General features: G+C 66.5%; 22 protein-coding genes. 8 read left to right on the top strand and 14 right to left on the bottom strand.

What is annotated here, in order from left to right:
* Positions 1 to 4: 4 nt before the first annotated feature.
* Together sdhC and ACN22W_RS25225 are read right to left on the bottom strand one after the other, a co-directional pair.
* Positions 5 to 421: a succinate dehydrogenase, cytochrome b556 subunit gene (gene sdhC, locus ACN22W_RS25220; RefSeq protein WP_048250517.1), complete on the bottom strand. Its 417-nt coding sequence runs from the start codon at positions 419 to 421 to the stop codon at positions 5 to 7.
* A gap of 170 nt (positions 422 to 591) precedes the next feature.
* Entirely contained in the window at positions 592 to 1,416 is an 825-nt protein-coding gene (locus ACN22W_RS25225) for a GntR family transcriptional regulator (RefSeq protein ID WP_080971008.1), read from the bottom strand.
* A 288-nt stretch (positions 1,417 to 1,704) separates the two neighbouring features.
* Here ACN22W_RS25225 and ACN22W_RS25230 point away from each other — a divergent pair, with 288 nt between their 5' ends.
* The 6 genes from ACN22W_RS25230 to ACN22W_RS25255 all read left to right on the top strand — a co-directional run bounded on the left by ACN22W_RS25230 (position 1,705) and on the right by ACN22W_RS25255 (position 10,257).
* Positions 1,705 to 2,691: a malate dehydrogenase gene (locus ACN22W_RS25230; protein WP_048250518.1), complete on the top strand. Its 987-nt coding sequence runs from the start codon at positions 1,705 to 1,707 to the stop codon at positions 2,689 to 2,691.
* A gap of 185 nt (positions 2,692 to 2,876) precedes the next feature.
* Complete coding sequence (locus ACN22W_RS25235) at positions 2,877 to 3,884, top strand: HpcH/HpaI aldolase/citrate lyase family protein (protein WP_419689829.1); 1,008 nt, start codon at positions 2,877 to 2,879, stop codon at positions 3,882 to 3,884.
* 231 nt (positions 3,885 to 4,115) lie between these two features.
* Complete coding sequence (locus tag ACN22W_RS25240) at positions 4,116 to 4,631, top strand: hypothetical protein (RefSeq protein ID WP_193100952.1); 516 nt, start codon at positions 4,116 to 4,118, stop codon at positions 4,629 to 4,631.
* 19 nt (positions 4,632 to 4,650) lie between these two features.
* Complete coding sequence (locus ACN22W_RS25245; protein WP_419687456.1) at positions 4,651 to 6,102, top strand: bifunctional 2-methylcitrate dehydratase/aconitate hydratase; 1,452 nt, start codon at positions 4,651 to 4,653, stop codon at positions 6,100 to 6,102.
* 52 nt (positions 6,103 to 6,154) lie between these two features.
* Positions 6,155 to 8,872, top strand: a complete 2,718-nt coding sequence (acnA, locus tag ACN22W_RS25250) for an aconitate hydratase AcnA (protein WP_419687457.1) — start codon at positions 6,155 to 6,157, stop codon at positions 8,870 to 8,872.
* Positions 8,873 to 9,036: 164 nt separating this feature from the next.
* Complete coding sequence (locus ACN22W_RS25255; protein ID WP_419684184.1) at positions 9,037 to 10,257, top strand: ISL3 family transposase; 1,221 nt, start codon at positions 9,037 to 9,039, stop codon at positions 10,255 to 10,257.
* Positions 10,258 to 10,307: 50 nt separating this feature from the next.
* Here the strand turns inward: ACN22W_RS25255 and ACN22W_RS25260 are convergent, their stop codons facing one another.
* Genes ACN22W_RS25260 through ACN22W_RS25270 form a run of 3 tightly spaced genes read right to left on the bottom strand, consistent with a single transcriptional unit; the run spans position 10,308 to position 11,490 of the window.
* The gene (locus ACN22W_RS25260) at positions 10,308 to 10,739 is read right to left on the bottom strand and encodes a DUF1801 domain-containing protein (RefSeq protein ID WP_419687458.1); all 432 of its coding nucleotides are present in this window, start codon (positions 10,737 to 10,739) and stop codon (positions 10,308 to 10,310) included.
* A complete protein-coding gene (locus ACN22W_RS25265) occupies positions 10,736 to 11,167 on the bottom strand; it encodes an SRPBCC domain-containing protein (RefSeq protein WP_343490349.1) in 432 nt (143 codons plus the stop codon). The genes ACN22W_RS25260 and ACN22W_RS25265 overlap by 4 nt, the downstream gene beginning before the upstream one ends.
* The gene (locus ACN22W_RS25270; RefSeq protein ID WP_129516926.1) at positions 11,167 to 11,490 is read right to left on the bottom strand and encodes an ArsR/SmtB family transcription factor; all 324 of its coding nucleotides are present in this window, start codon (positions 11,488 to 11,490) and stop codon (positions 11,167 to 11,169) included. Before ACN22W_RS25270 ends, ACN22W_RS25265 begins: the two co-directional genes overlap by 1 nt.
* A gap of 643 nt (positions 11,491 to 12,133) precedes the next feature.
* Here ACN22W_RS25270 and ACN22W_RS25275 point away from each other — a divergent pair.
* Positions 12,134 to 13,867 (top strand): S53 family peptidase, encoded by a 1,734-nt coding sequence (locus tag ACN22W_RS25275; protein ID WP_419687460.1) that lies wholly within the window; start codon positions 12,134 to 12,136, stop codon positions 13,865 to 13,867.
* Positions 13,868 to 13,932: 65 nt separating this feature from the next.
* Here the strand turns inward: ACN22W_RS25275 and ACN22W_RS25280 are convergent, their stop codons facing one another.
* The 5 genes from ACN22W_RS25280 to ACN22W_RS25300 all read right to left on the bottom strand — a co-directional run bounded on the left by ACN22W_RS25280 (position 13,933) and on the right by ACN22W_RS25300 (position 20,035).
* On the bottom strand, positions 13,933 to 15,351 hold the full coding sequence (locus ACN22W_RS25280) for an MFS transporter (RefSeq protein ID WP_412024927.1): 1,419 nt from the start codon (positions 15,349 to 15,351) through the stop codon (positions 13,933 to 13,935).
* 223 nt (positions 15,352 to 15,574) lie between these two features.
* Positions 15,575 to 16,411 carry an ABC transporter permease gene (locus ACN22W_RS25285; protein WP_419687461.1) on the bottom strand — a complete coding sequence of 279 codons (837 nt, stop codon included), beginning with the start codon at positions 16,409 to 16,411 and terminating at the stop codon, positions 15,575 to 15,577.
* A gap of 37 nt (positions 16,412 to 16,448) precedes the next feature.
* Positions 16,449 to 17,705, bottom strand: coding sequence for an ABC transporter permease (locus ACN22W_RS25290; protein ID WP_193102181.1), 1,257 nt, complete (start codon positions 17,703 to 17,705; stop codon positions 16,449 to 16,451).
* Positions 17,706 to 17,804: 99 nt separating this feature from the next.
* Positions 17,805 to 18,851, bottom strand: a complete 1,047-nt coding sequence (locus tag ACN22W_RS25295; protein ID WP_129516921.1) for an ABC transporter substrate-binding protein — start codon at positions 18,849 to 18,851, stop codon at positions 17,805 to 17,807.
* 77 nt (positions 18,852 to 18,928) lie between these two features.
* Positions 18,929 to 20,035, bottom strand: a complete 1,107-nt coding sequence (locus ACN22W_RS25300; protein ID WP_048250530.1) for an ABC transporter ATP-binding protein — start codon at positions 20,033 to 20,035, stop codon at positions 18,929 to 18,931.
* A gap of 108 nt (positions 20,036 to 20,143) precedes the next feature.
* Here ACN22W_RS25300 and ACN22W_RS25305 point away from each other — a divergent pair, with 108 nt between their 5' ends.
* Positions 20,144 to 21,664: a PLP-dependent aminotransferase family protein gene (locus ACN22W_RS25305; RefSeq protein WP_343490353.1), complete on the top strand. Its 1,521-nt coding sequence runs from the start codon at positions 20,144 to 20,146 to the stop codon at positions 21,662 to 21,664.
* A gap of 29 nt (positions 21,665 to 21,693) precedes the next feature.
* On the opposite strand, the gene ACN22W_RS25310 is transcribed toward ACN22W_RS25305, so the two are convergent.
* From ACN22W_RS25310 to ACN22W_RS25325, 4 genes are all read right to left on the bottom strand, one after another.
* On the bottom strand, positions 21,694 to 22,728 hold the full coding sequence (locus ACN22W_RS25310; RefSeq protein WP_419687464.1) for a lipase secretion chaperone: 1,035 nt from the start codon (positions 22,726 to 22,728) through the stop codon (positions 21,694 to 21,696).
* 3 nt (positions 22,729 to 22,731) lie between these two features.
* Positions 22,732 to 23,826: an esterase/lipase family protein gene (locus ACN22W_RS25315; RefSeq protein WP_419687466.1), complete on the bottom strand. Its 1,095-nt coding sequence runs from the start codon at positions 23,824 to 23,826 to the stop codon at positions 22,732 to 22,734.
* Between the two features lie 220 nt (positions 23,827 to 24,046).
* Positions 24,047 to 26,179: a TonB-dependent copper receptor gene (locus ACN22W_RS25320; RefSeq protein ID WP_419687467.1), complete on the bottom strand. Its 2,133-nt coding sequence runs from the start codon at positions 26,177 to 26,179 to the stop codon at positions 24,047 to 24,049.
* 84 nt (positions 26,180 to 26,263) lie between these two features.
* Entirely contained in the window at positions 26,264 to 26,632 is a 369-nt protein-coding gene (locus ACN22W_RS25325) for a DUF2946 domain-containing protein (protein ID WP_412024931.1), read from the bottom strand.
* Positions 26,633 to 26,729 lie beyond the last annotated feature (97 nt).

The raw sequence follows: 26,729 nt of genomic DNA on the forward strand, positions 1-26,729 counted from the left end.
TTTCTTAGAATGCTCCGAACAGTTTGAGTGCCATGGCGATCGTCAGTGCGATCGAGACGACAAAGACGACGACTGCCGTCCGCTTGCCGCCTTCCTTCGTGACGGCGTCGTGGTTGACGTCCATCAGCAGGTGGCGAATGCCGGCGCAGAAATGGTGGAAGAACGCCCACGACAACGCGAGGACGATCAGCTTGACGATGATGTTGGAGAGGAAAGCCTTGAAGACTTCGAAGCTGAGCTCTGACGTGAGGCTTTGGTCGAAGAGGAACAGCAGGAACGGCAGGAACAGGAACAGCAGCGCGCCGCTGACTCGATGGAGAATCGACAAAGTCGCTGCCAGCGGCATGCGATATTTCATCGTGATATCGCTGAATCCGATGTTCCGGTATTCCGGCCTCGGCTTTCTTACTGCGTCAGTCATGCTAGACCCCTACTATGTTGTCACACTAATCCGCGATTTTAGCGCCTTTTTATATCGCGCTGCAGCGAAAGTCTGCTCTGGATAGTTGCGCGAACAAGAACAAAGGCGGCCCGAAACGTGCTTCGCGAGCGTGGGGAACGCGAATGCACTCGGCCTGAGCCGAATCATCGTCAACTCAAGTCATTCTGATAGTAGTACCCGGTTGTGACATACCAGCCGCGACGCACTTCCACCGGCCGATCCCCGTATGTATAGGACACGCGCTCGACCGACAGCAAAGGGAAACCCGCCGGCACGTGCAGCAGGTCGGCGACCGCCGGCTCCGCCGCCACCGCGCGGATCTTCTCCGTCGCGCGGATCATCCGCGTGCCGAACTCCGTCTCGAACATCGCGTAGAGCGGCCCCTTGTAGTCGCTCAGCCGCTCGAACGTGAGCCCGCGAAACATCGCGCCCGGCAGCCAGATCTCGTCGAGCACCGTCACCTCGCTGTCGAACTCCAGCAGGCGGCGCACCTGCACGACCGGATCGGCCGGCTTCAGGTCGAGCTGCCGCGCGATCTCGGCCGGCGCGCGCAGGCGCCGGCATTCGAGCAGGCGACTCACGTGCGGATGCTCGGCACCGTCGTCGGCCAGCAGGCGAAGAAAGCGAAACTGCGCGCGATCCTCATTGTGCGTTGCAACAAAAGTACCCTTGCCCTGCCGCCGGACCACGAGGTTTTCGGCAGCCAGTTCATCGATCGCCTTGCGAACGGTGCCCTGACTCACCTTGTAACGGGCCGCGAGTTCCACTTCACTCGGGATGATCTCGCCCGGCTTCCATTCACCGGTTTCGAGACTTTGCGTGATCAATGACTTAATCTGCTGGTATAACGGGCTGAACGTCGGCGACGGAGAGGCCGCAGGCGAAGCGACGGGATCACCCGCGCCCGGCTGCCCTGGGCCGCCTGCGCCGGTCTGATTCGCGGTATTCGCCTGGTTCGATGTCATGGCGCGCATTTCATCACAAACCGCACTTTTTCGTCCACTCAATTTCCGCAAAACATCTGTCTTATATAAGACATATGATACCGTTTGACAATGCGCGTGACGGCTCCTACACTCCCGGTCGAGCAAGGGTTCGCGGGTGCAAGAGCGCGTCCCCGGCTACGTGCCACGGCCGTCTCCAGGTTCACCGCGTCTGCCATCGCGAGTCCTCCGCCCTGCTTCAATGCAACGTTACGCACAACGCGCATAGAATGGCGTTTTCGCTAGCGTCCAACGCTTCAACCGTCCTGGAGATTTTCAATGGCTAAGCCCGCAAAGCGCGTTGCCGTCACCGGCGCCGCAGGTCAAATCGCTTACTCCCTGCTGTTCCGCATCGCGAACGGCGACCTGCTCGGCAAGGACCAGCCGGTCATCCTGCAACTGCTCGACCTCCCGCAAGCCCAAGCCGCCGTCAAAGGCGTGGTGATGGAGCTCGACGATTGCGCGTTCCCGCTGCTCGCGGGCGTCGTGATCACCGACGATCCGAAGGTTGCATTCAAGGATGCCGACGTCGCGCTGCTGGTCGGTGCACGTCCGCGCTCGAAGGGCATGGAGCGCAAGGACCTGCTGTCGGCGAACGCCGAGATCTTCACGGTTCAGGGCGCTGCGCTGAACGAAGTCGCGAGCCGCGACGTGAAGGTGCTGGTCGTCGGCAACCCGGCGAACACGAACGCATACATCGCGATGAAGTCGGCACCGGATCTGCCGAAGAAGAACTTCACGGCCATGCTGCGCCTCGACCACAACCGCGCGCTGTCGCAGCTCGCCGCCAAGTCGGGCAAGCCGGTCGCGTCGATCGAGAAGCTCGCCGTGTGGGGCAACCACTCGCCGACGATGTACCCGGACTTCCGCTTCGCGACCGCCGAAGGCGAATCGATGCTGAAGCTGATCAACGACGACGTGTGGAACCGCGACACGTTCATCCCGACCGTCGGCAAGCGCGGCGCGGCGATCATCGAAGCGCGCGGCCTGTCGTCGGCAGCGTCGGCAGCCAACGCGGCGATCGACCACGTCCGTGACTGGGTGCTCGGCACGAACGGCAAGTGGGTCACGATGGGTATCCCGTCGGACGGCTCGTACGGCATCCCCGAAGACATCATCTACGGCGTGCCGGTCGTTTGCGAAAACGGCGAGTACAAGCGCATCGAAGGCCTCGAAATCGACGCATTCTCGCGCGAGAAGATGGACGGCACGCTGGCCGAGCTGCTCGAAGAGCGCGACGGCGTCGCCCACCTGCTGAAGAACTAAATTCAGCACCGTGACGGGCAGCCTCCGGGCGGCCCGGCACCGCAGGGCCGGCACGCAGCACCGCCGTCCCTGCAGCCCGATCCGATCCGGGCACGTTTTGCCGCCCCGCGCTCGCCGCGCATCGGCCCAGAACGCGCCCGAATCCGATTTTCTCCACGTTGACCCGCTTCCCTGACGTAGAAGAGATGGCCGCGCTCACTCCTGCACAAGTGCTGTACGACGGGGCGTCCCCGCCCGCGATCCTGCCATGCTGTGATCACTACGCGGGCAGCGAAAAGCTGATGCGCAAGTCGCTCGCGCTGCAGGCCGAAACGGGCCCCGTGTTCGACATCACGTTCGACTGCGAGGACGGCGCCGCCGTCGGCCAGGAAGTCGCGCACGCGGAACTCGTCGCCGAACTGCTCGGCAGCGCCGAGAACCGCTTCGGCCGCGTCGGCGTACGCATCCACGACTTTTCCCATCCGCACTGGCGCGACGACGTGCGCATCGTGCTGCGCGCCGAACGCGCCCCCGCCTACATCACGCTCCCGAAGATCGCGAACGCCGCCGACGCGGCCGAAATGGCCGCGTTCATCGAAGGCACGCGCCGCGAGCTCGGCATCGCGCAACCGATCCCGGTCGACGTGCTGGTCGAGACGCACGGCGCGCTCGCGCAGGCCGCCGCCCTCGCCGCGCTGCCGATGGTCGGCACGCTCAGCTTCGGGCTGATGGACTTCGTCTCCGCGCACCACGGCGCGATTCCCGATACCGCGATGCGCTCGCCCGGCCAGTTCGAACACCCGCTGGTGCGCCGTGCGAAGCTGGAAATCGCCGCGGCCTGCCATGCGCACGGCAAGACGCCGTCGCACAACGTGACGACCGAAGTGCGCGACATGGCCGTCGTGGCCGGCGACGCGCACCGCGCGCGCGACGAATTCGCGTTCACGCGGATGTGGAGCATCCACCCCGCGCAGATCCGCCCGATCGTCGCCGCCTTCGCGCCGCGCACCGACGAGGTCGCGCTGGCCGCCGAGATCCTGCTGGCCGCGCAGGCCGCCGACTGGGGCCCGACGCGCCACGGTGATACGCTGCACGATCGCGCGAGCTATCGCTATTACTGGTCGGTGCTGCGCCGCGCGCGCGCCACCGGCCAGCCCGTACCGGCCGAGGCCGCGCCGCTGTTCGGCCCGGCCGCCGCGGGCGACACGCCGTGAGCGTGCGCCGCCGCGCCGATACACGTGTTTCATGCATTCGCAGAGGCGCGAACCCGACAGAGGTTTGCGAAACGACAAAAAACGTAACGGAGCCCGAAAACCTGATGGTTGCGCGGCCAAATAGGTGAAAATAGCGGCCGCTGCGCGCTTTCGGGGCGCGTGCAGTTTCAAACCGGTCGGCAGTTTCGATTGCCGGCCCTTGTCAACTGATTATCGAAAGGTTCTGACTCCATGAAGAAACTCCTGATCGCTACCGCCATCGGCGCCTTGTCCGCCACGATGCTGGTGTCGGCTCCGAGCGCGTTTGCCCAGGGTACGACCACGACAACCGCGAAGAAGGCAACGGCCAAGCGCCCGGCGCCGGCCAAGCGCATCATCCCGCGCAGCAAGAAGGCACAGGCGCGTGCCGCAGCGAAGGTCGATCCGGTACCGGACGGCGCGGTGAAGTGGTCCTGTAAGGAAGGCCTGTCGTTCGATCTCGCCGGCGACATGAAGCGCGACCAGGTCGTCACGGTTCACTGGGCGAAGAAGAACTACAAGCTGCCGCGTCAGACCACGACGACGGGCGCCGACACGTTCTACGATCCGGCAGCAGGCTTCAAGCTGGTCGTGATCCCGACCAAGGCGATGCTGTTCTCCGACGCAAACGGCGGCGAGCGTCTCGCGGACGAGTGCGTGACGCCGGAAATGACCCAAGGCACGCCGGCGCCGACGCAGTCGAACGAGCTGAAGCCGGCAACGAACTAAGCGCGTTCCCCGCCCCTCGATGTCCGCCCCGGTCTCCAACGTCCGCCCTGCTCCGGATACGGTACTCGTCGATATCGTCGACTACGTGCTGAACGCCGGCATCGACAGCGCGCTCGCGCTGGAGACGGCGCGTCATTGCCTGATCGACACGCTCGGATGCGGACTCGAGGCGCTGTCCTACCCTGCCTGCACCAAGCTGCTCGGCCCCGTCGTGCCCGGCACGATCGTGCCGAACGGCGCGAAGGTGCCCGGCACGTCCTTCCAGCTCGATCCCGTGCAGGCCGCGTTCGGCATCGGCGCGATGATCCGCTGGCTGGACTTCAACGACACCTGGCTCGCCGCCGAATGGGGTCATCCGTCCGACAATCTCGGCGGAATCCTGGCGACGGCCGACTGGCTCTCCCGCACGGCCGTCGCGGCCGGCCGGAAGCCGCTTTCGATGCGCGACGTACTGGTCGCGATGATCCAGGCCCACGAAATCCAGGGCTGCCTCGCGCTCGAGAATTCATTCAACGCGGTCGGGCTCGACCACGTGCTGCTCGTGAAGGTCGCGTCGACGGCCGTCGTCGGCCGGCTGCTCGGCCTCACGCGCGACGAGCTGATCAACGCGGTGTCCAACGCGTTCGTCGATGGCCACGCGCTGCGCACCTACCGCCACGCGCCGAACACGGGTTCGCGCAAATCATGGGCGGCCGGTGACGCCACCTCCCGCGCGGTGCGTCTCGCGCTGATCGCGAAAACGGGTGAAATGGGCTACCCGTCGGCGCTCACCGCGCAAACCTGGGGCTTCTACGACGTGCTGTTCGACGGGCAGCCGTTCCGCTTCCAGCGCCCGTACGGCACCTACGTGATGGAGAACGTGCTGTTCAAGATCGCGTTCCCCGCCGAATTCCATGCACAAACCGCCGCCGAGGCCGCGCTGCAGCTGCACGCGCAGCTCGCCGCGGCGGGCCGCACGACCGACGAGATCGGCCGGATCACGATCCGCACGCACGCGGCCGCGATCCGCATCATCGACAAGCAGGGCCCGCTCGCCAATCCGGCCGACCGCGACCACTGCATCCAGTACATGGTGGCCGTGCCGCTGCTGTTCGGCCGGCTGACCGCGGCCGACTACGAAGACGCGGCCGCGGCGGACCCGCGCATCGACGCGCTGCGCGTGAAGACCGTGTGCGTCGAGGATCCGCAGTTCACGAAGGATTATCACGATCCGGACAAGCGATCGATCGCGAATGCGCTGACGATCGAGTTCACGGACGGATCGAAGCTTGCCGAAGTGGTAGTCGAGTATCCGCTCGGCCACAAGCGACGCCGTACGGACGGCATCCCGCTGCTGGTCGAGAAGTTCCGGACCAACCTCGCCCGCCGTTTCCCGGCAAAACAGCAACAAGCGATTCTCGACGTGTCGCTGGACCAGGCAAAGCTCGAAGCGATGCCGGTCGATGAGTACGTCGACTTGTATGTGATATAGCCGTCAGATACAGGACTCTTTGTTTCCTAGCCTTAAACCCAGGAAAATCACCATGGCCCACAATCTCCACAAGACCCTCAAGGAATTCGACAGCGGTTCCGGCAAAGGCAAGTTCTACTCGCTGCCGCAACTCGGCAAGGAGCTGAAGACGAAGATCGAACGCCTGCCGGTGTCGATCCGTATCGTGCTCGAGTCCGTGCTGCGCAACTACGACGGCAAGAAAATCACGGAAGAGCACATCGCGCAGCTCGCGAACTGGAAGCCGACCGCGAAGCGCGTCGACGAGATTCCGTTCGTGGTGTCGCGCGTCGTGCTGCAGGACTTCACGGGTGTGCCGCTGCTCGCCGACATCGCGGCCATGCGCGGCGTCGCGGAGCGCACGGGCAAGAACCCGAAGAAGATCGAGCCGCTGGTCCCGGTCGATCTCGTTGTCGATCACTCGGTCCAGATCGACTACTTCCGCCAGAAGGACGCGCTCGACCTGAACATGAAACTGGAATTCCAGCGCAACAACGAGCGCTACCAGTTCATGAAGTGGGGCATGCAGGCATTCGACACGTTCAAGGTCGTGCCGCCGGGCGTCGGCATCGTCCACCAGGTGAACCTCGAATACCTCGCGCGCGGCGTCCACAAGAAGGCGGACGGCAGCGACACCGTGTACTACCCGGATACCCTCGTCGGCACGGACAGCCACACGACGATGATCAACGGCATCGGCGTGGTCGGCTGGGGCGTCGGCGGCATCGAGGCCGAAGCCGGCATGCTCGGCCAGCCGGTGTACTTCCTGACGCCGGACGTCGTCGGTGTCGAGCTGAAGGGCAAGCTGCGCGAAGGCGTGACGGCCACCGACCTGGTGCTGACGATCACCGAAATGCTGCGCAAGGAGAAGGTCGTCGGCAAATTCGTCGAATTCTTCGGCGAAGGCACGAAGTCGCTGTCGCTGCCGGACCGCGCGACGATCGGCAACATGGCGCCGGAATACGGCGCGACGATGGGCTTCTTCCCGGTCGACGAAAAGACGATCGACTACTTCGAAGGCACGGGCCGCACGAAGGCGGAAATCGCCGCGTTCGAAAACTACTTCAAGGCGCAGAAGCTGTTCGGCATTCCGAAGGCCGGCGACATCGACTACACGAAGACGGTGACGCTCGACCTCGCGACGGTCGCACCGTCGCTGGCCGGCCCGAAGCGCCCGCAGGACCGTATCGAGATCGGCAACGTCAAGTCGACGTTCACCGACCTGTTCTCGAAGCCGGTCGCCGACAACGGCTTCGCGAAGAAGGCGGACGACCTGAACACGCAGTACACGACGAGCAACGGCGTCGACGTGAAGAACGGCGACGTGCTGATCGCCGCGATCACGTCGTGCACGAACACGTCGAACCCGAGCGTGCTGCTGGCCGCCGGCCTGCTCGCGAAGAAGGCGGTCGAGGCCGGCCTCACGGTCGATCCGAAGATCAAGACGTCGCTCGCGCCGGGATCGCGCATCGTCACCGAATACCTGACGAAGACGGGCCTGCTGCCCTACCTCTCCAAGCTCGGTTTCGAAGTCGCGGCGTACGGCTGCACGACCTGTATCGGCAACGCGGGCGACCTGACGCCGGAACTGAACGAAGCGATCACGAAGAACGATATCGTCGCGGCCGCCGTGCTGTCCGGCAACCGCAACTTCGAAGCGCGTATCCACCCGAACATCCGCGCGAACTTCCTCGCATCGCCGCCGCTCGTCGTCGCCTACGCAATCGCCGGCAACATCACGCGCGACCTGATGACCGAGCCGGTCGGCAAGGGCAAGGGCGGCCGCGACATCTACCTCGGCGACATCTGGCCGACGAGCGATGAAATCCACGCGCTGCTCAAGTTCGCGCTCGATCCGAAGAAGTTCGAGGACAACTACGCGAAGCTGACCAAGAAGGGCGACCTCTGGAGCAAGATCGAAGGCGAATCGGGCCAGGTCTACGACTGGCCGAAGTCGACGTACATCGCCGAGCCGCCGTTCTTCGGCAACGACTTCTCGATGGAACCGGCTGCGTCGATCCCGACGGTCAAGGGCGCGCGCGCACTGGGCATCTTCGGTGACTCGGTCACGACCGACCACATCAGCCCGGCAGGCTCGATCAAGGAAGACTCGCCGGCAGGCAAGTGGCTGAAGGAAAACGGCGTGCAGAAGGCCGACTTCAACAGCTACGGCTCGCGCCGCGGCAACCACGACGTGATGATGCGCGGCACGTTCGCGAACGTCCGGATCAAGAACCTGATGATCCCGGCGAAGGCAGACGGCTCGCGCGTCGAAGGCGGCCTGACGATCCACCAGCCGAGCGGCGAACAGCAGTCGATCTACGACGCGGCGATGCAGTACGTCGGCGCCGATACGCCGACCGTCGTGTTCGCGGGTGAAGAGTACGGCACGGGCTCGTCGCGCGACTGGGCCGCGAAGGGCACGCAACTGCTCGGCGTGAAGGCCGTGATCGCACGCAGCTTCGAGCGTATCCACCGCTCGAACCTGGTCGGCATGGGCGTGCTGCCGCTGCAGTTCAAGGGCTCGGACAGCATCCAGTCGCTCGGCATCACCGGCGAGGAGACGTACGACATCGAAGGCCTCGGCGACGATTTCAAGCCGCAGCAGGACGTCACGCTCGTGATCAACCGCAAGAACGGCGAAACGCAGCGCGTGCAGGTGCTGCTGCGTATCGATACGCCGATCGAAGTCGACTACTACAAGCACGGCGGTATCCTGCCGTTCGTGCTGCGCTCGCTGCTCGCAGCGTAAGCGCCCTGCTTTTGCAGGTGCCGCAGCCGCCTCGCGGCGGTTGCGGCCGATTTGGTGCCCGACCTCGTGTCGGGCTTTTTTTTGGTTCATCGCAGGAAACCGTGGAGCGTTTTCGAGCGATTGCATAATCTGACACATGATTTTAAGGATGTCGGAGGAAGCAATTGCTCGATCGAAAGGCACTTCAGGCGCTGGGCTGCTGGACCGGCTATCGGTTGGAACGGGTGGAATGGCCGCAAGGAGAAGAGCGCACGCTGTCGCTATATCTGAGGCCGGTCAGCAAGGTCATGTACTGCGAGCAATGCGGTGCACGCTGCCAGCAAATCCATGAGACGGTGGTTCGTCGAGTGCGCGATCTGCCGCTGTTCGAATATCGGGTGGTGCTGCACGTTCCCCGTCGCCGGGTCTGGTGCGAACACTGCGGCGGCCCGCGACTGGAGAAGCTGGCGTGGCTGGGCCGCTACCAGCGAGTGACGGAGCGGTTCGCCAAGGCTTGCGAGAAGTTGCTGCAAGCGGCCAGCGTACAAGCGGTGGCGGGCTTCTACGATCTGGGCTGGCACACGGTCAAATCGATCGACAAGATGCGCCTGCGAGCACGCGTGGCCGAGCCGGACTGGTCGACGATCCGCTATCTGGCGATGGACGAGTTCGCGCTGCACAAAGGCCATCGCTACGCCACGGTGGTGGTTGATCCGATCGGCCGGCAGGTGCTCTGGGTCGGGCCAGGACGTTCGCGCGAAACGGCGCGAGCCTTCTTCGAACAACTCCCTGAAGGCGTGGCCGAGCGTATCGAAGCAGTTGCGATCGACATGACCACGGCCTACGAGCTGGAGATCAAGGAACAGTGCCCGCAGGCGGAAATCGTCTTCGATCTGTACCACGTCGTGGCCAAGTACGGGCGCGAAGTGATCGACCGAGTTCGGGTGGATCAGGCCAACCAACTGCGAGATGACAAACCAGCGCGGAAGGTTCTGAAGTCCAGCCGCTGGCTGTTGCTGCGCAACCGCCATAACTTGAAACCAGAACAGGCGGTACACCTGAAGGAACTGCTGGCCGCCAATCAATCGCTGCTATGCGTCTATGTGCTGCGCGACGAACTCAAGCGGCTCTGGTTCTACCGAAAGCCAGCCTGGGCGGAAAAAGCCTGGGGGCAATGGTTCGAACAGGCCCAGCAAAGCGGGATTGCCGCCCTGCAAAAGTTCGCCCAGCGCTTGCAGGGGTATTGGCATGGAATCGTGACTCGCTGCCGCCATCCGCTCAATACCAGCGTTGTTGAAGGCATCAACAACACTATCAAGGTCATCAAGCGCAGGGCTTACGGGTACCGCGACGAGGAATACTTCTTCCTCAAGATCCGCGCCGCGTTCCCCGGAATTCCGCGATGAACCTTTTTTTTTGCCTGCGCGCTATGCGAGGTCGCCAATTGTCCGGCGCGTCACGCCGCCTTGTCGCCTCGCGCCTTCGCGCCCGCGCCTCGCGCGTTCTTCTTCAGATGCGTGCGGTTGTATTCGATCGCCGCGCGCACGAGGGTCTTCAGCGCCCGCTTGTCGATCCGGTCGCCTTCGAAGAAGTCGATCGCGCGCCGCGCATTGCCGTCGAGGCCGTCATTGAACAGCGCGCCGGGATCGGGCAGATGCGCGCCGTGCATGAAGGTCAGCTTCACCTTGCCCTTGTGCGCGTTCGCGACCGCGATCATCCCGTCGCACGACCACACGGGGCTGCCCATCCATTTCCAGTCCTCGACGATGCCTTCGTCGACCGCGAGGATCGTCTGACGGAGATCGGCGAAGAGCGGGCCGCGCCAGTCGGCGATGCCGGCGATCAGCGCGTCGATGCGCGCCGACGGTTGCAGGTCCGTGGTACTCATGCGCGGGCCTCCGTGCCTTCGTCGGGGCGTGCCAGCACCTGTTCAAGCGACTCGAAGAACCGTACCCAGCCGTGCTGCGCGCCGCGGTATGCCTGCTCCTGATCCGCGCGGAAGCCGACCTGCTCCATGCGCAGGTGCGTGCCGGCCGGCGTCGGCGTGAGCGTCCACGTGACGACGCTTTCGAGGCCGTACGCGGCCCACGTGTAGGACAGCGCCCGCGGCGCCTCGATCGTCAGGACCGTGCAGTCGACCGAGCCCCAGTCCGCGCGGAAGCTGAATGCGCGGCCCGCGACGGGTTCGAAGTCGCTCTTCATCAGCCACGCCTCGATCAGGTGCGGTTGCGTGAGCGCGCGCCAGATCTTCTCCGGCGGATGAGGGAGCTCCCGTTCGACGACGACGGAGCGCGTTTCGGTCGTGGCTTGGTTCATTACTGATCCATCCTTTTCAGAAGATCTTCGAGGGCATCGAACCGGTTCTGCCAGAAACCGGCCATCTGGCTTGTCCAGTCGATCAACGGGGCCAGCGCATGCGGCTGCGCGCTGTAGTGCGTCTGCCGGCCTTCGTGACGGTCGCTCACGAGCCCGGCCTGCTTCAGTACGCCGAGATGCTTCGAGACGGCCGGCTGCGAGACGCCCGCATGGGCCGTCAGCGCGGCAACCGTCAACTCGCCGTCCGCGCACAGCCGCTCGAAGAGCGCGCGGCGTGTCGGATCGGCAAGCGTCCTGAAAAGCATGTCGTGTGCGTTCTGCATGTCCAAATCCATAACCCGGTGGTTATGAATCGAAGGATATCCGCTGATCGGCGCAAGTCAAGACGGAATTTCGCGAACGACGTCGTTCGAACTTGCGCGGGCCGCGCATCCAGCGCATCGGCTCGTGTCCGTCCCGGAATTCGAGCGTTTCCTCTAATCCACCATCGCGGCACGCGATCCGAAAGCCCCCTGCAAGACTGCCCGGCGCGCTGTTCCACAGTTCGGGAAACGTCTGCGATCGGCCGGCCCCTTTCTTGTGCACGCGCGAATCCGTTCCTGCCGTGTCGCTTCGTTTGACCACATAGTGCGACGCGGCACACGGCAACGGCCGGTCGCCCGTCATGCGTTCGCATGTCGATCCGCTCCGCGATCGCGCGCGTTCCGCTGCCGCGACGAACAACTCGTGCGTGCGAACGTCGCGCCTTGCCGCGCCGCCGTGCCGCGAACCGGTTCCGTTCGCCGGGCTCGCCATTGCATGCGCGTACGACGCATCGCGTGCAAGCGCGGGCGCGGATGTCAGAACTGACAGCTATGGAAACTGGCAGCTACCCGAACGGCACCGACGCCCTACGCTCGTCACCGCTCGCGGCCCCACAAGGGTCGAGGGCTCCAGCAACGTCGTCTCTCCTAAAAAGGACTCCCGATGAAAAGGAACGCCTGGTTTGCCCTGCCCCTGCCGTCGCCCCGCCGCCTTGCGTGCGTGGCACCGCTCGTGTTCGCCGCCGCTGCAGCGCATGCGACGACGGATTGGGTCGATACTCATACGAAGGCCTTTCTGACCGGTCCGCAGTTGATGGCGCGCAGTGCCGCGCCGTCGCTCGAACTCGCGGCCGGTGAAACGACCAACGTCGTCGTCAGCCTGAATCTGCGCAACGCCGCGCAGCTCAAGCAACTGGCGCGCGACGTGAACCGGCCCGGCAGCGCGCACTACCGCAAGTACCTCACGCACGCGCAGTTCCTCGCCAGCTACGCGCCGACCGAAGCGCAGGTGAAGTCGGTCGTCGACTATCTGCACAAGAGCGGCTTCGTGAACGTCGTGGTCGCGCCGAACCGGCTGCTGGTGTCCGCGCGCGGTACGGCCGGCACCGTGAAGACCGCGTTCAACACGTCGCTCGTGCACTTCCAGTACGCGGGCCGCTCGGGCTTCGCGAACGCGTCGACCGCGCAAGTGCCGCGCGCGCTCGGCGACGTCGTCGGCTCGGTGCTCGGACTGCAGAGCGTCGCGCGCGCACGGCCGATGCTGCGCGTCGGCAACGTGGCGAAGCCGCAGGCGCTCGCGGCCGGCACGGCGACGGGCCACTATCCGAAGGAATTCCCGGGCCTCTACAACGCGACCGGCGTGCCGACCGCGGCCGGCGTGACCGTCGGCATCATCACGATCGGCGGTGTATCGCAGACGCTGCAGGACCTGAACCAGTTCACGTCGAGCAACGGTTACGGCACGGTCTCGACCCAGACCGTCCAGACCGGCGGCGCGGGCGGCAACTACAGCGACGACCAAGACGGCCAGGGCGAATGGGATCTCGACAGCCAGTCGATCGTCGGCTCGGCCGGCGGCCAGGTCGGCCAGCTCACGTTCTACATGGCGGACCTGAACGCCAGCGGCAACACGGGCCTCACGCAGGCCTTCAACCAGGCCGTGTCGGACAACACCGCGAAGGTGATCAACGTGTCGCTCGGCTGGTGCGAGACCGACGCGAACGCGGACGGCACGCTCAACGCCGAGGAACAGATCTTCACGACGGCCGCGGCGCAAGGCCAGACGTTCTCGGTGTCGTCGGGTGACGAAGGCGTGTACGAGTGCAACAACCGCGGCTATCCGGACGGCTCGAACTACACGGTGTCGTGGCCGGCTTCGTCGCCGCACGTGCTCGCGATCGGCGGCACGACGCTGTACACGACGTCGGCGGGCGCATTCTCGAACGAGACGGTGTGGAACGAAGGCCTCGACGGCAACGGCAAGCTGTGGGCGACGGGCGGCGGCGTCAGCACGATCCTGCCCGCACCGTCGTGGCAGTCGGGCAGCAACCGTCAGTTGCCGGACGTGTCGTTCGACGCCGCGCAAAGCACGGGCGCGTATATCTACAACTACGGCCAGTTGCAGCAGATCGGCGGCACGAGTCTCGCCGCGCCGATCTTCACGGGCCTCTGGGCGCGCCTGCTCGCGGCGAACGGAACGGGCCTCGGCTTCCCGGCCAGCAACCTGTATCGCACGATTCCGTCGAACCCGTCGCTCGTGCGCTACGACGTCGTGTCGGGGAACAACGGCTATCAGGGGTATGGCTACACCGCGGGCACCGGCTGGGATTACACGACCGGCTTCGGCAGCCTGAATATCGCGAACCTCAACAAGCTGATCAAGTCGGGCGGGTTCTAAGCGACGTGTGAAGGACGGCGCGCGACGGTGGTGGGTCGCGCGCCGGTTCGTGACTTTTCCTTGACCTACTCCGCCGCGGGCTCCTTCGCACGCTCCGGCGCGGCCGGTACGCCGGCCCGATGCGACGGCGCAAACAGCCGCAAGCCGCTCGCGACACTCGCGGCCCCGGCGAAGCCGGCGCCAAGCATCAGCGCCAGCGTCGGCCCGTGGCGCCCCGCGATCCCGAACGACAGCGCGACGAGCGCCGCGCCCGTCGCCTGCCCGATCAGCCGCGCGGTCGCGATGATCCCGCTCGCGCCGCCGCTGCGCTCGGGCGGCGCGCTCGACATCAGCGCCTTCAGGTTCGGCGACTGGAAGAAACCGAAACCCGCGCCGCACAGCATCATCCGCCAGCCGATGTCGATGACGCCCGGCAGCGCCGGCAGTGCCGCGAGCGACACCATGCCCGCGCTCAGCAACGCGAGCCCGATCGCGCCGAGCAGGCCCGGCGGGTAACGATCCGACAGCCGGCCCGCGATCGGCGCGGCGAGCGCGACGATCGCCGACCACGGCGTCATCAGGAACCCCGTCTCGACCGCGCTGCGATGCAGGACGGTTTCGAAATAGAACGGCAGCGACACGAACGCAAGCCCCTGCGCGGCGAACGCGCACACGGCGGTCAGCGCGGACAGCGTGAACACGGGCCGGCGAAACAGGTCGACCGGCAGCATCGGCGCCGGGTGCCCGGCCTGGCGGCGAATCAGCAGCCAGCCGAACGCGAGCGCGACCGCGGCCGCCGCGAACACGACGGAAAGCGGCCCGCGCTGCGCGAATTCGCCAAGCGCGAAGATCAGCGACGCGAACGTGATCACGTTGAACAGCGCGGCGACCGGATCGAACGCATGCTTGCCGCGTGCCGTCTGCGGCAGCGACGGAATCGCCACTGCGAGCGCGAACACGCCGAGCGGCACGTTCACCGCGAACAGCCACGGCCACGCGGCGACCGACAGGATCAGCGACGCGATCGTCGGCCCCACCGCGAACGACACGCCGACGACGAGCGCGTTGAAGCCGACGCCGCGCCCGAGCCGATGCGCGGGAAACAGGCCGCGGATCAGCGCGACGTTGACGCTCATGATCGCGCTCGCGCCGAAGCCCTGCACGATCCGCGCGGCCGTCAGCATCGGCAGCGTCGACGCGAGCGAACAGCCGAGCGACGCGAGCGTGAACACCGCGAGCCCGGCGATATACACGCGCTTGTGGCCGACGATGTCGCCGAGCGACGCGAACGGCAGCAGCGTCGCGACCATCGCGAGCTGGTATGCGTTGATGATCCATACGGACGCGGCCGGCGACGCATGCAGGTCGGCGGCGATCGCGGGCAGCGCGGTGTTCGCGATCGCGGTGTCGAGCGTCGCGAGCGCGACGGCCAGCAGCACGGCGGACATCGCGCGCCAGTTGACGGCCGGCTCGCTGGCGCCGGCGGGAGAAGCGAATTCGGACAAGATGGGCTCGGCTGACGAGCGACGCGCGGCGTCGCGGATTGAGCGGCGCGGCGGCGTGCGTGCCATGCGGTGAAACCGGCTCGCATGCCGTCGCGAACCGTATTGTTGCAGAGCCGCATCGAACGTGCAGGCGGCCGCGTCGTCAGTCAGCGAAACGAAAGCTTGCGTGTCGTTTCGCTACGTCGTTGTTCGCGCAACGAACTGCGCCGCCCCGCTGCCGCCGTCACGTCACCGCGCGCCGCGCATTGCGGCCGCGCAGCCATTCGAGCGCGAGCAGCAGGCTCGTCGAGAAGATGATCAGGATCGTCGCGAGCGCGGCGATCGTCGGGCTGATGTTCTCGCGGATGCCCGTGAACATCTGGCGCGGCAGCGTCGTCTGATCGGCGCCCGCGAGGAACAGCGTGACGACGACTTCGTCGAACGACGTCGCGAACGCGAACAGCGCGCCCGACATCACGCCCGGCGCGATCACCGGCAGCGTCACGCGAAAGAAGGTCGACACGGGATTCGCGCCGAGCGACAGGCTCGCGCGCACGAGGTTCTGGTTGAAGCCCTGCAGCGTCGCGGCGACCGTCGTCACGACGAACGGCACGCCGAGCGCCGCGTGCGCGGCGATCAGCCCCGTGTAGGTATTCGCAAGCCCGAGCGGCGCGAAGAACAGGTACATGCCGACGCCGACCACGACGACCGGCACGATCATCGGCGACAGCAGCACGGCCATCAGCAGCCCCTTGCCTCGGAAATCGGCCTTCGTGAGACCGATCGCGGCGAGCGTACCGAGCACGGTCGCGACGACGGTCGCCGACGGTGCGACGATGAAGCTGTTCTTCGCCGCCATGCGCCACTCGTCCGACGCGAGCAGGTTCTCGTACCAGCGCGTCGAGAAGCCCGGGATCGGATAGACGAGGAACGTGCTCGACGAGAACGACAGCGGTACGATCGCGAGTACCGGCAGGATCAGGTACAGCAGCGTCAGCACGACGAGCACGCGCAGCGCGACGTACCACGCGCGCTCGACGAACGACATGTGCGGCGCGAACAGCGGCCTGGCGAGTTTCATGGTCGGATTCCCTTTCCCGTTTCCTGGTGCGCGGCGCTCAGCCGAGACTCACGTTGGTGCGCGTGAAGCGCCCGTACACCGCGTACAGCACGAGCGTCGCCGCGAGCAGCAGCCCGCCGAGCGCGCACGCCATGCCCCAGTTGATCGTCACGTTCGTGAAGTACGCGACGTAGTAGCTGACCATCTGGTCGTTCGGCCCGCCGAGCAGCGCGGGCGTGATGTAGTAGCCGATCGCGAGGATGAACACGAGCAGCGCGCCCGCGCCGACGCCCGGATAGGTCTGCGGCACGTACACGCGCCAGAACGCGGCGAACGGGTGGCTGCCGAGCGACACGGCCGCACGCTGGTAGGTCGGCGGGATCGACTTCATCACGCTGTACAGCGGCAGGATCATGAACGGCAGCAGGATGTGCGTCATCGAGATGTACACGCCGACGCGGTTGAACAGCAGCGTCAGCGGATGCGAGATCAGCCCGCTGCCGATCAGCGCCTTGTTGATGAGCCCTTCGCTCTGCAGCAGCACGATCCACGCGGCGACGCGCACCAGCACCGAGGTCCAGAACGGAATCAGCACGAGGATCATCACGAGGTTCGCGCGCCGCTCCGACAGCGTCGAGATCCAGTACGCGAGCGGATAGCCGAGCAGCAGCGCGAACAGCGTGACGGCAACGCCGATCACGAACGTGCGGCCGAAGATCGCGAGGTAGATCGACTGGTCGGGATCGGCCTGCACGATATGACCGAAGCCGTCCTGCTTGTGGTCGAGCGCCGCGAGCAGGTAGAACGGCGACATCTGGCTGCCGTTCTTCGCGATCGACTGCCAGTACGCGACGTCGCCCCAGCGCGCGTCGAGGTCGATGATTTTCGCGCGCGTCTGCGCGGGCGTCAGCGCCGCGTCGTTGTCGCCCTTCAGCGGCATCGCGCGCGCCGTCTTCGCGACGAGCGAGCGATAGCCCGGAATTTCGGTGTTCAGCCGCCGCGCGAGCGCGCCCATCGCTTCGCTGTCGGCCACCTTCGTCATGTCGGCCGCGAGCGCGACGTATGCGGCGTCGGCCGGCGGCGCCTTGCGGTCCCAGCCCGACAGCGCGGCGATCGTGTTCGGCAGCGCGGTCGCGATCTCGGGGTTCTGCACCGCGCGCGTGAGCAGCGTGCCGATCGGCACGACGAAGATCAGCAGCAGGAAAATCGCGAGCGGCGCGACCAGCAGCAGCGCCATCGTGCGCTTGCGGGCCTCGGCGGCCTTCAGCTCGCGCTTGAGCGCGGCGGTCGACGGCGAGGAAGGCGCGATCGTCATCGTATTCAACGGTTCTCTCCGGCCGGGCACGCTCCGGCGGAATGCCGCGCGACGCGAATGACGCGCCGCGCGGCCGGTTGCATCAGGATGCCTGAACGGTTACTTCGTCGCCCACGCGGTGAAACGCTGCTCGAGCTCGTCGCTGTGGTCGGTCCAGAAGCCGATATCCTCGAGCACCGCGTTCTTGCCGTTGGCCGGCGAGTTCGGCAGGTTCGCGAGCGTCTTCGCGTCGAGCGACTTGATCGCCGCGATGTTCGCGGGGCCGTACGCGATGTGCTGCGCATACGCCTGCTGCGGCTTCGGCGTCAGCGAGTACGCGATGTACTGCTCGGCCAGCGCCTTGTTCGGCGAGCCCTTCGGAATCGCCCAGTAGTCGAGGTCGTAGATGCTGCCGTTCCACACCACCTTCAGGTTCTTGCCTTCCTTCTGCGCGGCGTCGATGCGGCCGTTGTACGCGGTCGACATCACGACGTCGCCGGCGACGAGGAACTGCGGCGGCTGCGCGCCCGCTTCCCACCACTGGATGTACGGCTTCAGCTCGTCGAGCTTCTTGAACGCGCGGTCCTGGCCGGCCTTCGTGCCGAGCACCTTGTACACGTCCTTCGTCGCGACGCCGTCGGCCATCAGCGCGAATTCGAGGTTGTAGCGCGCGCCCTTGCGCATCCCGCGCTTGCCGGGGAATTTCTTCACGTTCCAGAAATCGGCCCAGCCGGTCGGCGCCGACTTCAGCTTGTCGGCGTTGTACGACAGCGCCGTCGACCACACGAAGAAGCCGACGCCGCACACCTGCGGCGATTCCGGAATCAGGTCGGACTTCTTCGCGATCTTCGACCAGTCGAGCTTCTCGTACAGCCCTTCGTCGCAGCCGCGGTTCAGGTCGCCCGATTCGACTTCGACCACGTCCCAGTTGACGTGCTTCGCCTCGACCATCGCCTTCACTTTCGCCTGCTCGCCGTTGTATTCCACGGCGGTGACCTTGTTGCCGGTTGCCTTCTCGAACGGCTGGTTGAACGCGGCCTTCTGCGCGTCGCCGTTCGCGCCGCCGAAGTTGACGACCGTGAGCTCGGCGGCCGAAGCCGATGCGCCGACTACGGCGAGCGCCAGTGCCAGCGCGGTGCGACGCGCGGTAAAGCTTGCTCGGTTCATGGTGGTTCCTCTCCTCTCGTGGTGGAAGTGGGCAGTTGTTGTTGACGACGTGCTACGGAAAATCGGGGAAGCCATGCTCATGCGAACACACGCAGGTGTTCGGGCGCGAACGCGAGCGAGACCGGCGCGCCGGGCGAGAACGCGTCGAGCGCGCCGGTGCCGAGCGGCACCTTCACGAAACATTCGTCCTGGCCCGGCAGCGCGCAGCGCATGCGCACGTGATCGCCGAAATAGATGAGGCTGCGCGCTTCGCCGCTCAGCCGGTTGGCGGCGGCGCCGTTCGCGTGCCCGTTCGCGCCGTGCGCGGCGAGGCTCATGCGTTCGGGGCGGATGCACGCGACGGCCGATGCGCCCTCGGCCGCGTCGCCGATATGGCGGCCGACGAGCTTCGTGCCGTCGTCGAGCCGGAACTCGCAGAACTCGCCGTCGACGCGCGCGATGGTGCCGCGCAGCCGGTTGCTGTCGCCGATGAAGTTCGCGACGAATTCGTTGCACGGCGATTCGTACAGGCGGTCGACGGTGTCGAGCTGCTGCACGATGCCCTTGTCGAACACGGCGACGCGATCGGACATCGTCAGCGCCTCGCCCTGGTCGTGCGTCACGTAGACGAAGGTCACGCCGAGCTTTTCGTGCAGCGCCTTCAGTTCGTATTGCATGTGTTCGCGCAGCTGCTTGTCGAGCGCGCCAAGCGGCTCGTCCATCAGCACGAGCTTCGGCTCGAACACGAGCGCACGCGCCAGCGCGATGCGCTGCTGCTGGCCGCCCGACAGCTGCGCCGGATAGCGTTTCGCGAAGCGCTCCATCTGCACCATCTTCAGCGCGTGCGCGACGCGCTCCGCGCGCTCGGCGGCCGGCAGCTTGCGCACGGTCAGCGGATACGCGACGTTCTGCTCGACCGTCAGGTGCGGAAACAGCGCGTAGTTCTGGAACACCATGCCGATGTTGCGCTTGTGCGGCGGCACGTTGTTCAGCAGCTCGCCGTCGAGGCGGATCTCGCCGCCCGTCGGAAACTCGAAACCGGCCAGCATCATCAGGCAGGTCGTCTTGCCCGAGCCCGACGGCCCGAGCAGCGTCAGGAATTCCCCCTGGTGGATATCGAGGTCGAGCGATTTGACGACCAGCGTCTCGCCGTCGTAGGTCTTCCGCACGCCGCGAAAGCTGACGATCACATCATCGGACTTCATCGTGGCTGTCCCCTTGCTTCGCGACAATTGATTTTGAGATGCGAGCCACTATACGGCGCACACGGTTCTACAATAGGGAACCATTTCAATATTACTAGTAGGACCACTTTGGATACCGTGATCCTCGCCGACTGGCTCTCCGCCCGCCTCGACCGCGGCTCGTCCGAGCCGATGTACCGGCAGTTGCTCCAGCAGATGCAGCAGGCCATCCTGACCGGGGAATTAGGGCCAGGAACGAAACTGCCCAGTTCCCGCACGCTCGCGGCGGACCTGTCGATCGCGCGCAATACCGTGCTGCACGTGTACGACCAGTTGACGGCCGAAGGCTACGTGCTGACGACGACCGGCAGCGGCACCTATGTGGCCGACACGCGCCCGGACGCCGCGGCGATCCAGGCGCCGGGCGCCGCGCCGCCGCCGACCGACGCCGATGAACCGGCGCCGGACGCACAGGGCAGCCTGTCGATGCGCGGCCGGCAACTGATCGAGCACGCGGGGGTGTCGCGGCGCCAATGGGGCGCGTTCATGCCGGGCGTCCCGGACGTGTCGGAATTTCCGAGCCGCACGTGGAGCCGCCTGCAGGCGCGGCTGTGGAAGGAGGCGAACCCCGAGCTGCTGACCTATGCGCCGGGCGGCGGCTATCGGCCGTTGCGGCGCGCGCTCGCCGATTACCTGCGCGTCGCGCGCTCGGTCAAATGCTCGCCGGACCAGGTGATCATCACGACGGGCATCCACCAGTCGATCGATCTCGCGGTGCGGCTGCTGTCCGACATCGGCGATCGCGCGTGGGTCGAGGAACCGTGTTACTGGGGCGTGCGCAGCGTATTGCAGGCGGCCGGCCTCACGCTCGCGCCGGTGCCGGTCGACCAGGAAGGGCTCGATCCGCGTGCCAGCGACATGCAGCATCCGCCGCGGCTCGTGCTCGTCACGCCGTCGCATCAGTACCCGCTCGGCATGGTGATGAGTCTCGCGCGCCGCCGGATGCTGCTCGAATACGCGCGCCAGCACCGCTGCTGGATCATCGAGGACGACTACGACAGCGAATTCCGCTACGGCAGCCGGCCGCTCGCGTCGCTGCAGGGGCTCGACGACGGCGGCCGCGTGATCTACGTCGGCAGCCTCGGCAAGATGCTGTTCCCGGGGCTGCGGATGGGCTACATGGTCGTGCCCGAGCATCTGGTCGACACGTTCCGCACGGGGTTGTCGGAGTTGTATCGCGAGGGCCAGCTGATGCAGCAGGCCGTGCTCGCCGAATTCATCATGGACGGTCACCTGACTTCGCACGTCAGGCGGATGCGCACGCTGTACGGCGAGCGCCGGCAACTGATGATCGACGCGATCCGCGCGCGCTTCGGCGACGCGCTGCCCGTGATGGGCGACGAAGCCGGCCTGCACCTGGTGCTCGGCCTGCCCGACGCCTGCGACGATCGCGCGGTCACGCAGAGCGCGTTCGACGCGGGCGTGATCGTGCGTCCGCTCACCAGCTACTACAGCCGCCAGGACACCGCGCGGCGCGGCCTGCTGCTCGGTTATGCGTGCGTCGCGCACGAAGGCATCGGGCCCGCGTTCGACACGCTCGCGGATACCATCGAGCAACATCTGCCGCGACACATCACGCGCGCGGCCTAGGGCCGGTCACGCGCAGCGCGCCGCCCGCGTTACTGCGCGCTGCCCGCGCCGCGATCGAGCGATGCCGCCCGCACTGCTTCGCCGGGTTTCGTGAACACGCGCTGCCGCAACGCGGCGATCTGTGCATCGCGATCCTGCGGCGACAGGCCGGCCGACTCGATCTGCGCACGCTGCGTTGCATAGTCCGCGTAACGGCTCTGCCACGATGCGTCGTCCTGCTGCATCTGCGCGACGCGCGCGGCGGCTTCCGGGCCGAGCGTCTGCGTCAGTTGCGCACGCATCGCATCGGGCGTCGCGCCGCTCTTCTGCAATTGCGCGATCTGGTCGATCGCGGCCCGCTGCTGGTCGACCCGCTGCTGCGCGGCGCGTTCGTCGGCCGGCATCTGCTGCTCGAGCGCCGCGAGCCGCTCGGCCTTCTGCGCATCCGTCAGCGTGCGATCCTGCGCGATCTTCAGTCGCGCGAGATCGTAGCGCTGCCGCCACTGCTCCGCGCCGAAAAACGGCTGGCTCCAGTCGCCGAGCGTGCGGTACGCGATCGACGCGCGCTGGTCGAGCGCGAGCTGCAGCGCCCCCAGGTCGGACTTGTCGACCGCGCCGGCATCGCGCAACTTCGCGAGCGCGTCGAGGTACGCGCGATACCGGTGCCAGACGTCGAGCGCCTCGGCCTGCGCAACCGTGCCGTCGAGCTGCGCGGCGATCTGGCGTACGACGAACGCATCGAGCGCGGCCGCGCTCAGGTCACTCTGCGCGGTCAGGCAATAGTCGAAGAAATCGCGCACCGCGCGCGACTTCGCAAGATGGCCGCCGGCATCGAGCGGCAGCCGCGGCGCGCTGGAGCCGGCCAGCGACGACGGCAGGCCCGTGCTCGCCGGCAGCGCGGCCTGCGGCGGTGCGGCAGCCGCCCCGCCTGCCGCGGCCGCGTCCGGCAACTCGCCGGCCGTGCCGGTACCGCGATGCCATCCCGCACCGCTCCACATCGCGATGCCGGCGATCGCCGCCAGCCCCACGACACCGTAGACCACAGCGCGCCGCGCCAGCGGCGCGCGCCCTTCACGTGCCGTCATCGATCACACGCCCGCGAGCTTCAGCCGGTTCGCATGCGTGCGGATCACCGCGACCGGATCTTCCGCATTCGCGCCGCGCACGCCGAGCAACTGGTTGATCTCGTCGAGATGGTTCCACTTGTAGCTCGTGCTCAGCACCTGGCCGTACAACGCACTGCACTTCGACACGACCCCGTCGTTCTGGCCCGAACCGCGGTTGACCATCACCGTGCCGGTGCCGAACAGCGCGAGCGTCGACGGGTCGAGCGCGTTCGCCGGATCGACGAGCGGAATGGTGCTCGTATCCGTCGCACCCGTGACGCCCAGCACGGAGATCGTCGGCTGGATCGCGGTGCCGGCCCACGAATACAGCCGATGCGTGTTGCCGCCGACGGTTTCCGTCGATGCGCCGGTCTGGCAACTGCCCGGCGCACCGAGGCCCGCGCTCGGGTAGTTCTGGTTGTACGTGGCGGCCTGTGCGGTCGTCAGCGTCTTCAGCGCCGCGAGCGCGTCCTGGTTCGTGTTGTTGCTGCTGCTCGTGAGGATGCCGAATACATTGACGAACGCGGCGATCACCGTCGACGACAGCCCGGTCGGATCGTACGCGAGCACGCCCTGCACGAAGTCGGCGAACTCGGAGCCGCGATGCGGCGTGCCGATCGTCGTCACCGACGCGACCAGATCGGGCGCGACGGCCGCGACATAACGCGACGTCAGCCCGCCCTGGCTGTGACCGACGAGATTGACCTTGGTCGCCCCCGTCGCGGCGAGTACCGTCTTCACGTAGGCCAGCAACTGTTCGCCGCGCCCATTCGGGCCGTCGTCGCTCTGGAAGCCCGACAGGTTCGCGACATAGACGGTCGCGCCATGCTGCTGCAGGTCCTCCTGGATCCCGTACCAGTACTCGAGCACACCTGCGTATTTGTCGGTGCCCGTGAGCCCGTGCACGAGAATGATCGGATAGCGCGTCGCCGCGTAGTTGTCGGCGGGCGCACTCGCCGCCATTGCCGCGTGCGTCGTCGCGAGCGTCATCGCCGCGGTCATCCCCGCGAACGGCGCGGCGCTCATCGCGCATGCCACTGCCCCTGCCACCACCCTGGAACGCATCGATCTGGCCATGCATGTTCTCCTGATTATTGTGCTGCCGGTGCGAATGAACTCGAATCGACGCATGCAGCGCCCTCGTGTGCGCCGTGACCGTCGAATGCGGGAGTGAAGCACGACTAGCCAACGTTTGCGCCCTGACTAGACACGGTTCTCTAATCGGTTGACGCACCCCGCCCGTTCGGGCGGGGCCGCGTTCGTGCGCGCATTTGCTGCAACGCACACGCGTCGCGCGCTACAGCTTCGCGCTCACGCGCAACCACGCGGTACGGCCCGGTTCCATCACCGGCGCGTTCGCCGGATAACCGAAACCCGCGTTGCCGGCGAGGTTCAGGTGCTCCGCGTAGGCCTTGTTCAGCACGTTGTCGACGCCGACCGAGATCTGCACGGTCTTGCTGACGTTGTATTGCGTATGCAGCGACAGCACGCCGAATCCGGCGCTCGGACCGAAGTCCTTGCCGACTACGTTGCCCTCATTCAGTGCATATCGATGCTGCGGCGCAACGATCCGCCACAGGCCACCGGCCGACCATGCACCGCGCGTGTATTCGAGCCCGAAACGCGCCTCGAGCGGCGGCATCTGCGGCAACGGATCGCCGCTCGCCACGTTGCGCCCCCACGCATACGCGAGCGACGTCTCGACGCGCAGCGGCGCAACCGGCCGCCACGACACGCCCGCTTCGCCGCCCATGATCTGCGCGTTGACGTTGGTGGCCTGCGTGGTCGAGCCCATCATGCCGGCGCTGTAGTTGAACAGGATGAAGTCCTGCACGTAGCCCGCATAGGCCGACACCCATGCGTCGAACCGGTCGCTCCTGTATTGCGCGCCGATGTCGAGCTGCGTGGTCTTCTCCGGCTGCACCGACGAAAATGCGTTGACCGAACCGGCCGGCCCGCGATTCGCGGAGAACAGCTCCCAGTAGTCGGGGTAGCGCTCCGCATGACCGATCCCCGCGTACCACGTGACAGGCAGCGACGCGAGATCGCGTTCGTAGCGCACGAAGCCGCTGGGCAGCACGCGCGCGCGATCGTCGTCGAAGGTCGGATTCGGCTTGCTCATCATCATGCCGCTCACCGTCGCGCGTTTGTCGCGTGCGCTCGCATAGTCGATGCGCGCGCCGCCGATCACGCGCGACACGTCGCTCGCATACCACGTCAGCTCGCCGAACGCGCCCGCGTTCCACATCGTCGCCTGCGCATCCCACGGCTGGTCGCCGTAGTTCTGCGACCCCATCGCCGAACGCGAATCGAGCCGGTTCGATTGCGCGTCGACACCTGTCACGAGCTTGAAGTCGTCGCCGAAACGGAACGTCGCCGCCGCGCGCGCGCCGAACGTGCGGCGCCGCACCTCGGCCGCCATCCGCATCGGCATGCTGCTGGTCGGGTCGGGCTGCCGCAACGTGGTGTTGTCCATCACGTGGTCGGCTTCGTTGTAGTACACGCGCGCTTCGATGCGGTCGAGCACGTCGCCGAGATGCCGCTTGTCGAACGACAGGCCGAACGTCTCGCGGCGGAAATGCGCGCCGTCCATCCCGCGGCCTGCGTACTTCGCGTAACCGTCGCCCGTGCCGGCCGTCAGTTCGACGCGCGTGTGGTCGTCGGGCGTCCAGCCGAGTGCCGCATCGGCGTTCCACTTGTCCCACTGCGACGGCACCGTGTTGCCGTTGCCGTCCTTGTAGTCCTGCGAATGCGCGTGGTTCGCGGTCACGCGGCCGTAGACGTCCGGCATGCCGGCCGTCACGTCGATGTTCTGGTCGTTGCGCCCGAACGAGCCGCCGACGAGGCTGCCGTCGAACCGCATGCCCGGTTTGTCGAATCGCGGCGTCACGCGCTCGAACAACACGGTGCCGGCCGACGCGCCCGGGCCATACAGCACGGATTGAGGCCCCTTCACGACGGTGACCTTGTCATAGCTTTCCGGTGCGATGTACGACGTCGGTGCATCCATCCGGTTCGGGCATGCGCCGAGCGTCGGCATCCCGTTCGCCAGGATGTTCAGCCGCGAACCGAACATCCCGCGCAGCACGGGGTCGCCGTTCGTGCCGCCGCTGCGGATCGACGTGAAGCCGGGGATCGTTTTCAGGTAATCGGCGCCGTCGCTGGCGGGCAGCGGCTGGCGCGGCGCCTTCGGATCCGTGACGACGACGAGCGGTGTCCTCAGCGGCGACGCGACGACCTCGACGGGTGGCAGCAGCGCGGCCGCGTCGTCAGCCGGCGCGCCGGCCGTGCGCGCCGTTTCGGCCGCGGCGGCGCTTGCGGCCATGGCGCCGACGGCCAGCGCGGGAACGGTAAGTTTCAGCATGCGCGGCATGCGCCGCGCACAGGCATTGCGTGACGCCCGTGGCGCACGCAACTGGAAAATGGTCATGATGGAAAGCCCGAGTGACGCCCTCCACGCGGCCTCGACGGGCCGCACGGATATCGGCGGTGGAACAGAACGGAAGAAAACGCGTCAGGCGCGCTCGGGCGGTGCGCGTGGATACGCGCGCGGATAGCGGTTGGCGCGCACCGCGACGGCAGGCGGCGCGGCGGCGGCAACGGAAACGACGGAAACGGAAGCGAACGACGCGGCGGCAGGCGCGCCGAGCGCGGGACTGTGCGCGAAGAAGCCGCAATAGCCGCACGCATCGAGATGCAGCGCGTGATCGTGCGTGCGGCCCGCATCGGGCGACTGATGCGCGCCGTGCTCTGTACTGCAGACGATCGCTTCCGGCGTGGCCGCCTGCGCGACGCGCCACTGCGACACCAGCGGCGCCGCGATCGCGAACCAGATCGCGAGCACGCCGAGCCAGGCGGTCAGGTGACGATGTCGGTGCAGCATGCGCAGCGGCGAGTAAGCGGAATGTAAAAACAGCCGAGATGTTACAGAATGTTCGCCACGATGGCCAGCCGCACATGACGGTAAACGCAGCGAGGGC

Origin of the sequence: Burkholderia theae, from assembly GCF_048565265.1 — a bacterium.
Lineage (GTDB): Bacteria > Pseudomonadota > Gammaproteobacteria > Burkholderiales > Burkholderiaceae > Burkholderia > Burkholderia theae.

Excerpts from the sequence above, each read along its gene's own strand:
- sdhC (WP_048250517.1), bottom strand. The coding sequence starts at position 421 with ATGACTGACGCAGTAAGAAAGCCGAGGCCGGAATACCGGAACATCGGA.
- ACN22W_RS25225 (WP_080971008.1), bottom strand. The coding sequence starts at position 1,416 with ATGCGCGCCATGACATCGAACCAGGCGAATACCGCGAATCAGACCGGC.
- ACN22W_RS25230 (WP_048250518.1), top strand. The coding sequence starts at position 1,705 with ATGGCTAAGCCCGCAAAGCGCGTTGCCGTCACCGGCGCCGCAGGTCAA.
- ACN22W_RS25235 (WP_419689829.1), top strand. The coding sequence starts at position 2,877 with ATGGCCGCGCTCACTCCTGCACAAGTGCTGTACGACGGGGCGTCCCCG.
- ACN22W_RS25240 (WP_193100952.1), top strand. The coding sequence starts at position 4,116 with ATGAAGAAACTCCTGATCGCTACCGCCATCGGCGCCTTGTCCGCCACG.
- ACN22W_RS25245 (WP_419687456.1), top strand. The coding sequence starts at position 4,651 with ATGTCCGCCCCGGTCTCCAACGTCCGCCCTGCTCCGGATACGGTACTC.
- acnA (WP_419687457.1), top strand. The coding sequence starts at position 6,155 with ATGGCCCACAATCTCCACAAGACCCTCAAGGAATTCGACAGCGGTTCC.
- ACN22W_RS25260 (WP_419687458.1), bottom strand. The coding sequence starts at position 10,739 with ATGAGTACCACGGACCTGCAACCGTCGGCGCGCATCGACGCGCTGATC.
- ACN22W_RS25265 (WP_343490349.1), bottom strand. The coding sequence starts at position 11,167 with ATGAACCAAGCCACGACCGAAACGCGCTCCGTCGTCGTCGAACGGGAG.
- ACN22W_RS25270 (WP_129516926.1), bottom strand. The coding sequence starts at position 11,490 with ATGCAGAACGCACACGACATGCTTTTCAGGACGCTTGCCGATCCGACA.
- ACN22W_RS25275 (WP_419687460.1), top strand. The coding sequence starts at position 12,134 with ATGAAAAGGAACGCCTGGTTTGCCCTGCCCCTGCCGTCGCCCCGCCGC.
- ACN22W_RS25285 (WP_419687461.1), bottom strand. The coding sequence starts at position 16,411 with ATGAAACTCGCCAGGCCGCTGTTCGCGCCGCACATGTCGTTCGTCGAG.
- ACN22W_RS25290 (WP_193102181.1), bottom strand. The coding sequence starts at position 17,705 with ATGACGATCGCGCCTTCCTCGCCGTCGACCGCCGCGCTCAAGCGCGAG.
- ACN22W_RS25295 (WP_129516921.1), bottom strand. The coding sequence starts at position 18,851 with ATGAACCGAGCAAGCTTTACCGCGCGTCGCACCGCGCTGGCACTGGCG.
- ACN22W_RS25300 (WP_048250530.1), bottom strand. The coding sequence starts at position 20,035 with ATGAAGTCCGATGATGTGATCGTCAGCTTTCGCGGCGTGCGGAAGACC.
- ACN22W_RS25310 (WP_419687464.1), bottom strand. The coding sequence starts at position 22,728 with ATGACGGCACGTGAAGGGCGCGCGCCGCTGGCGCGGCGCGCTGTGGTC.
- ACN22W_RS25315 (WP_419687466.1), bottom strand. The coding sequence starts at position 23,826 with ATGGCCAGATCGATGCGTTCCAGGGTGGTGGCAGGGGCAGTGGCATGC.
- ACN22W_RS25320 (WP_419687467.1), bottom strand. The coding sequence starts at position 26,179 with ATGACCATTTTCCAGTTGCGTGCGCCACGGGCGTCACGCAATGCCTGT.
- ACN22W_RS25325 (WP_412024931.1), bottom strand. The coding sequence starts at position 26,632 with ATGCTGCACCGACATCGTCACCTGACCGCCTGGCTCGGCGTGCTCGCG.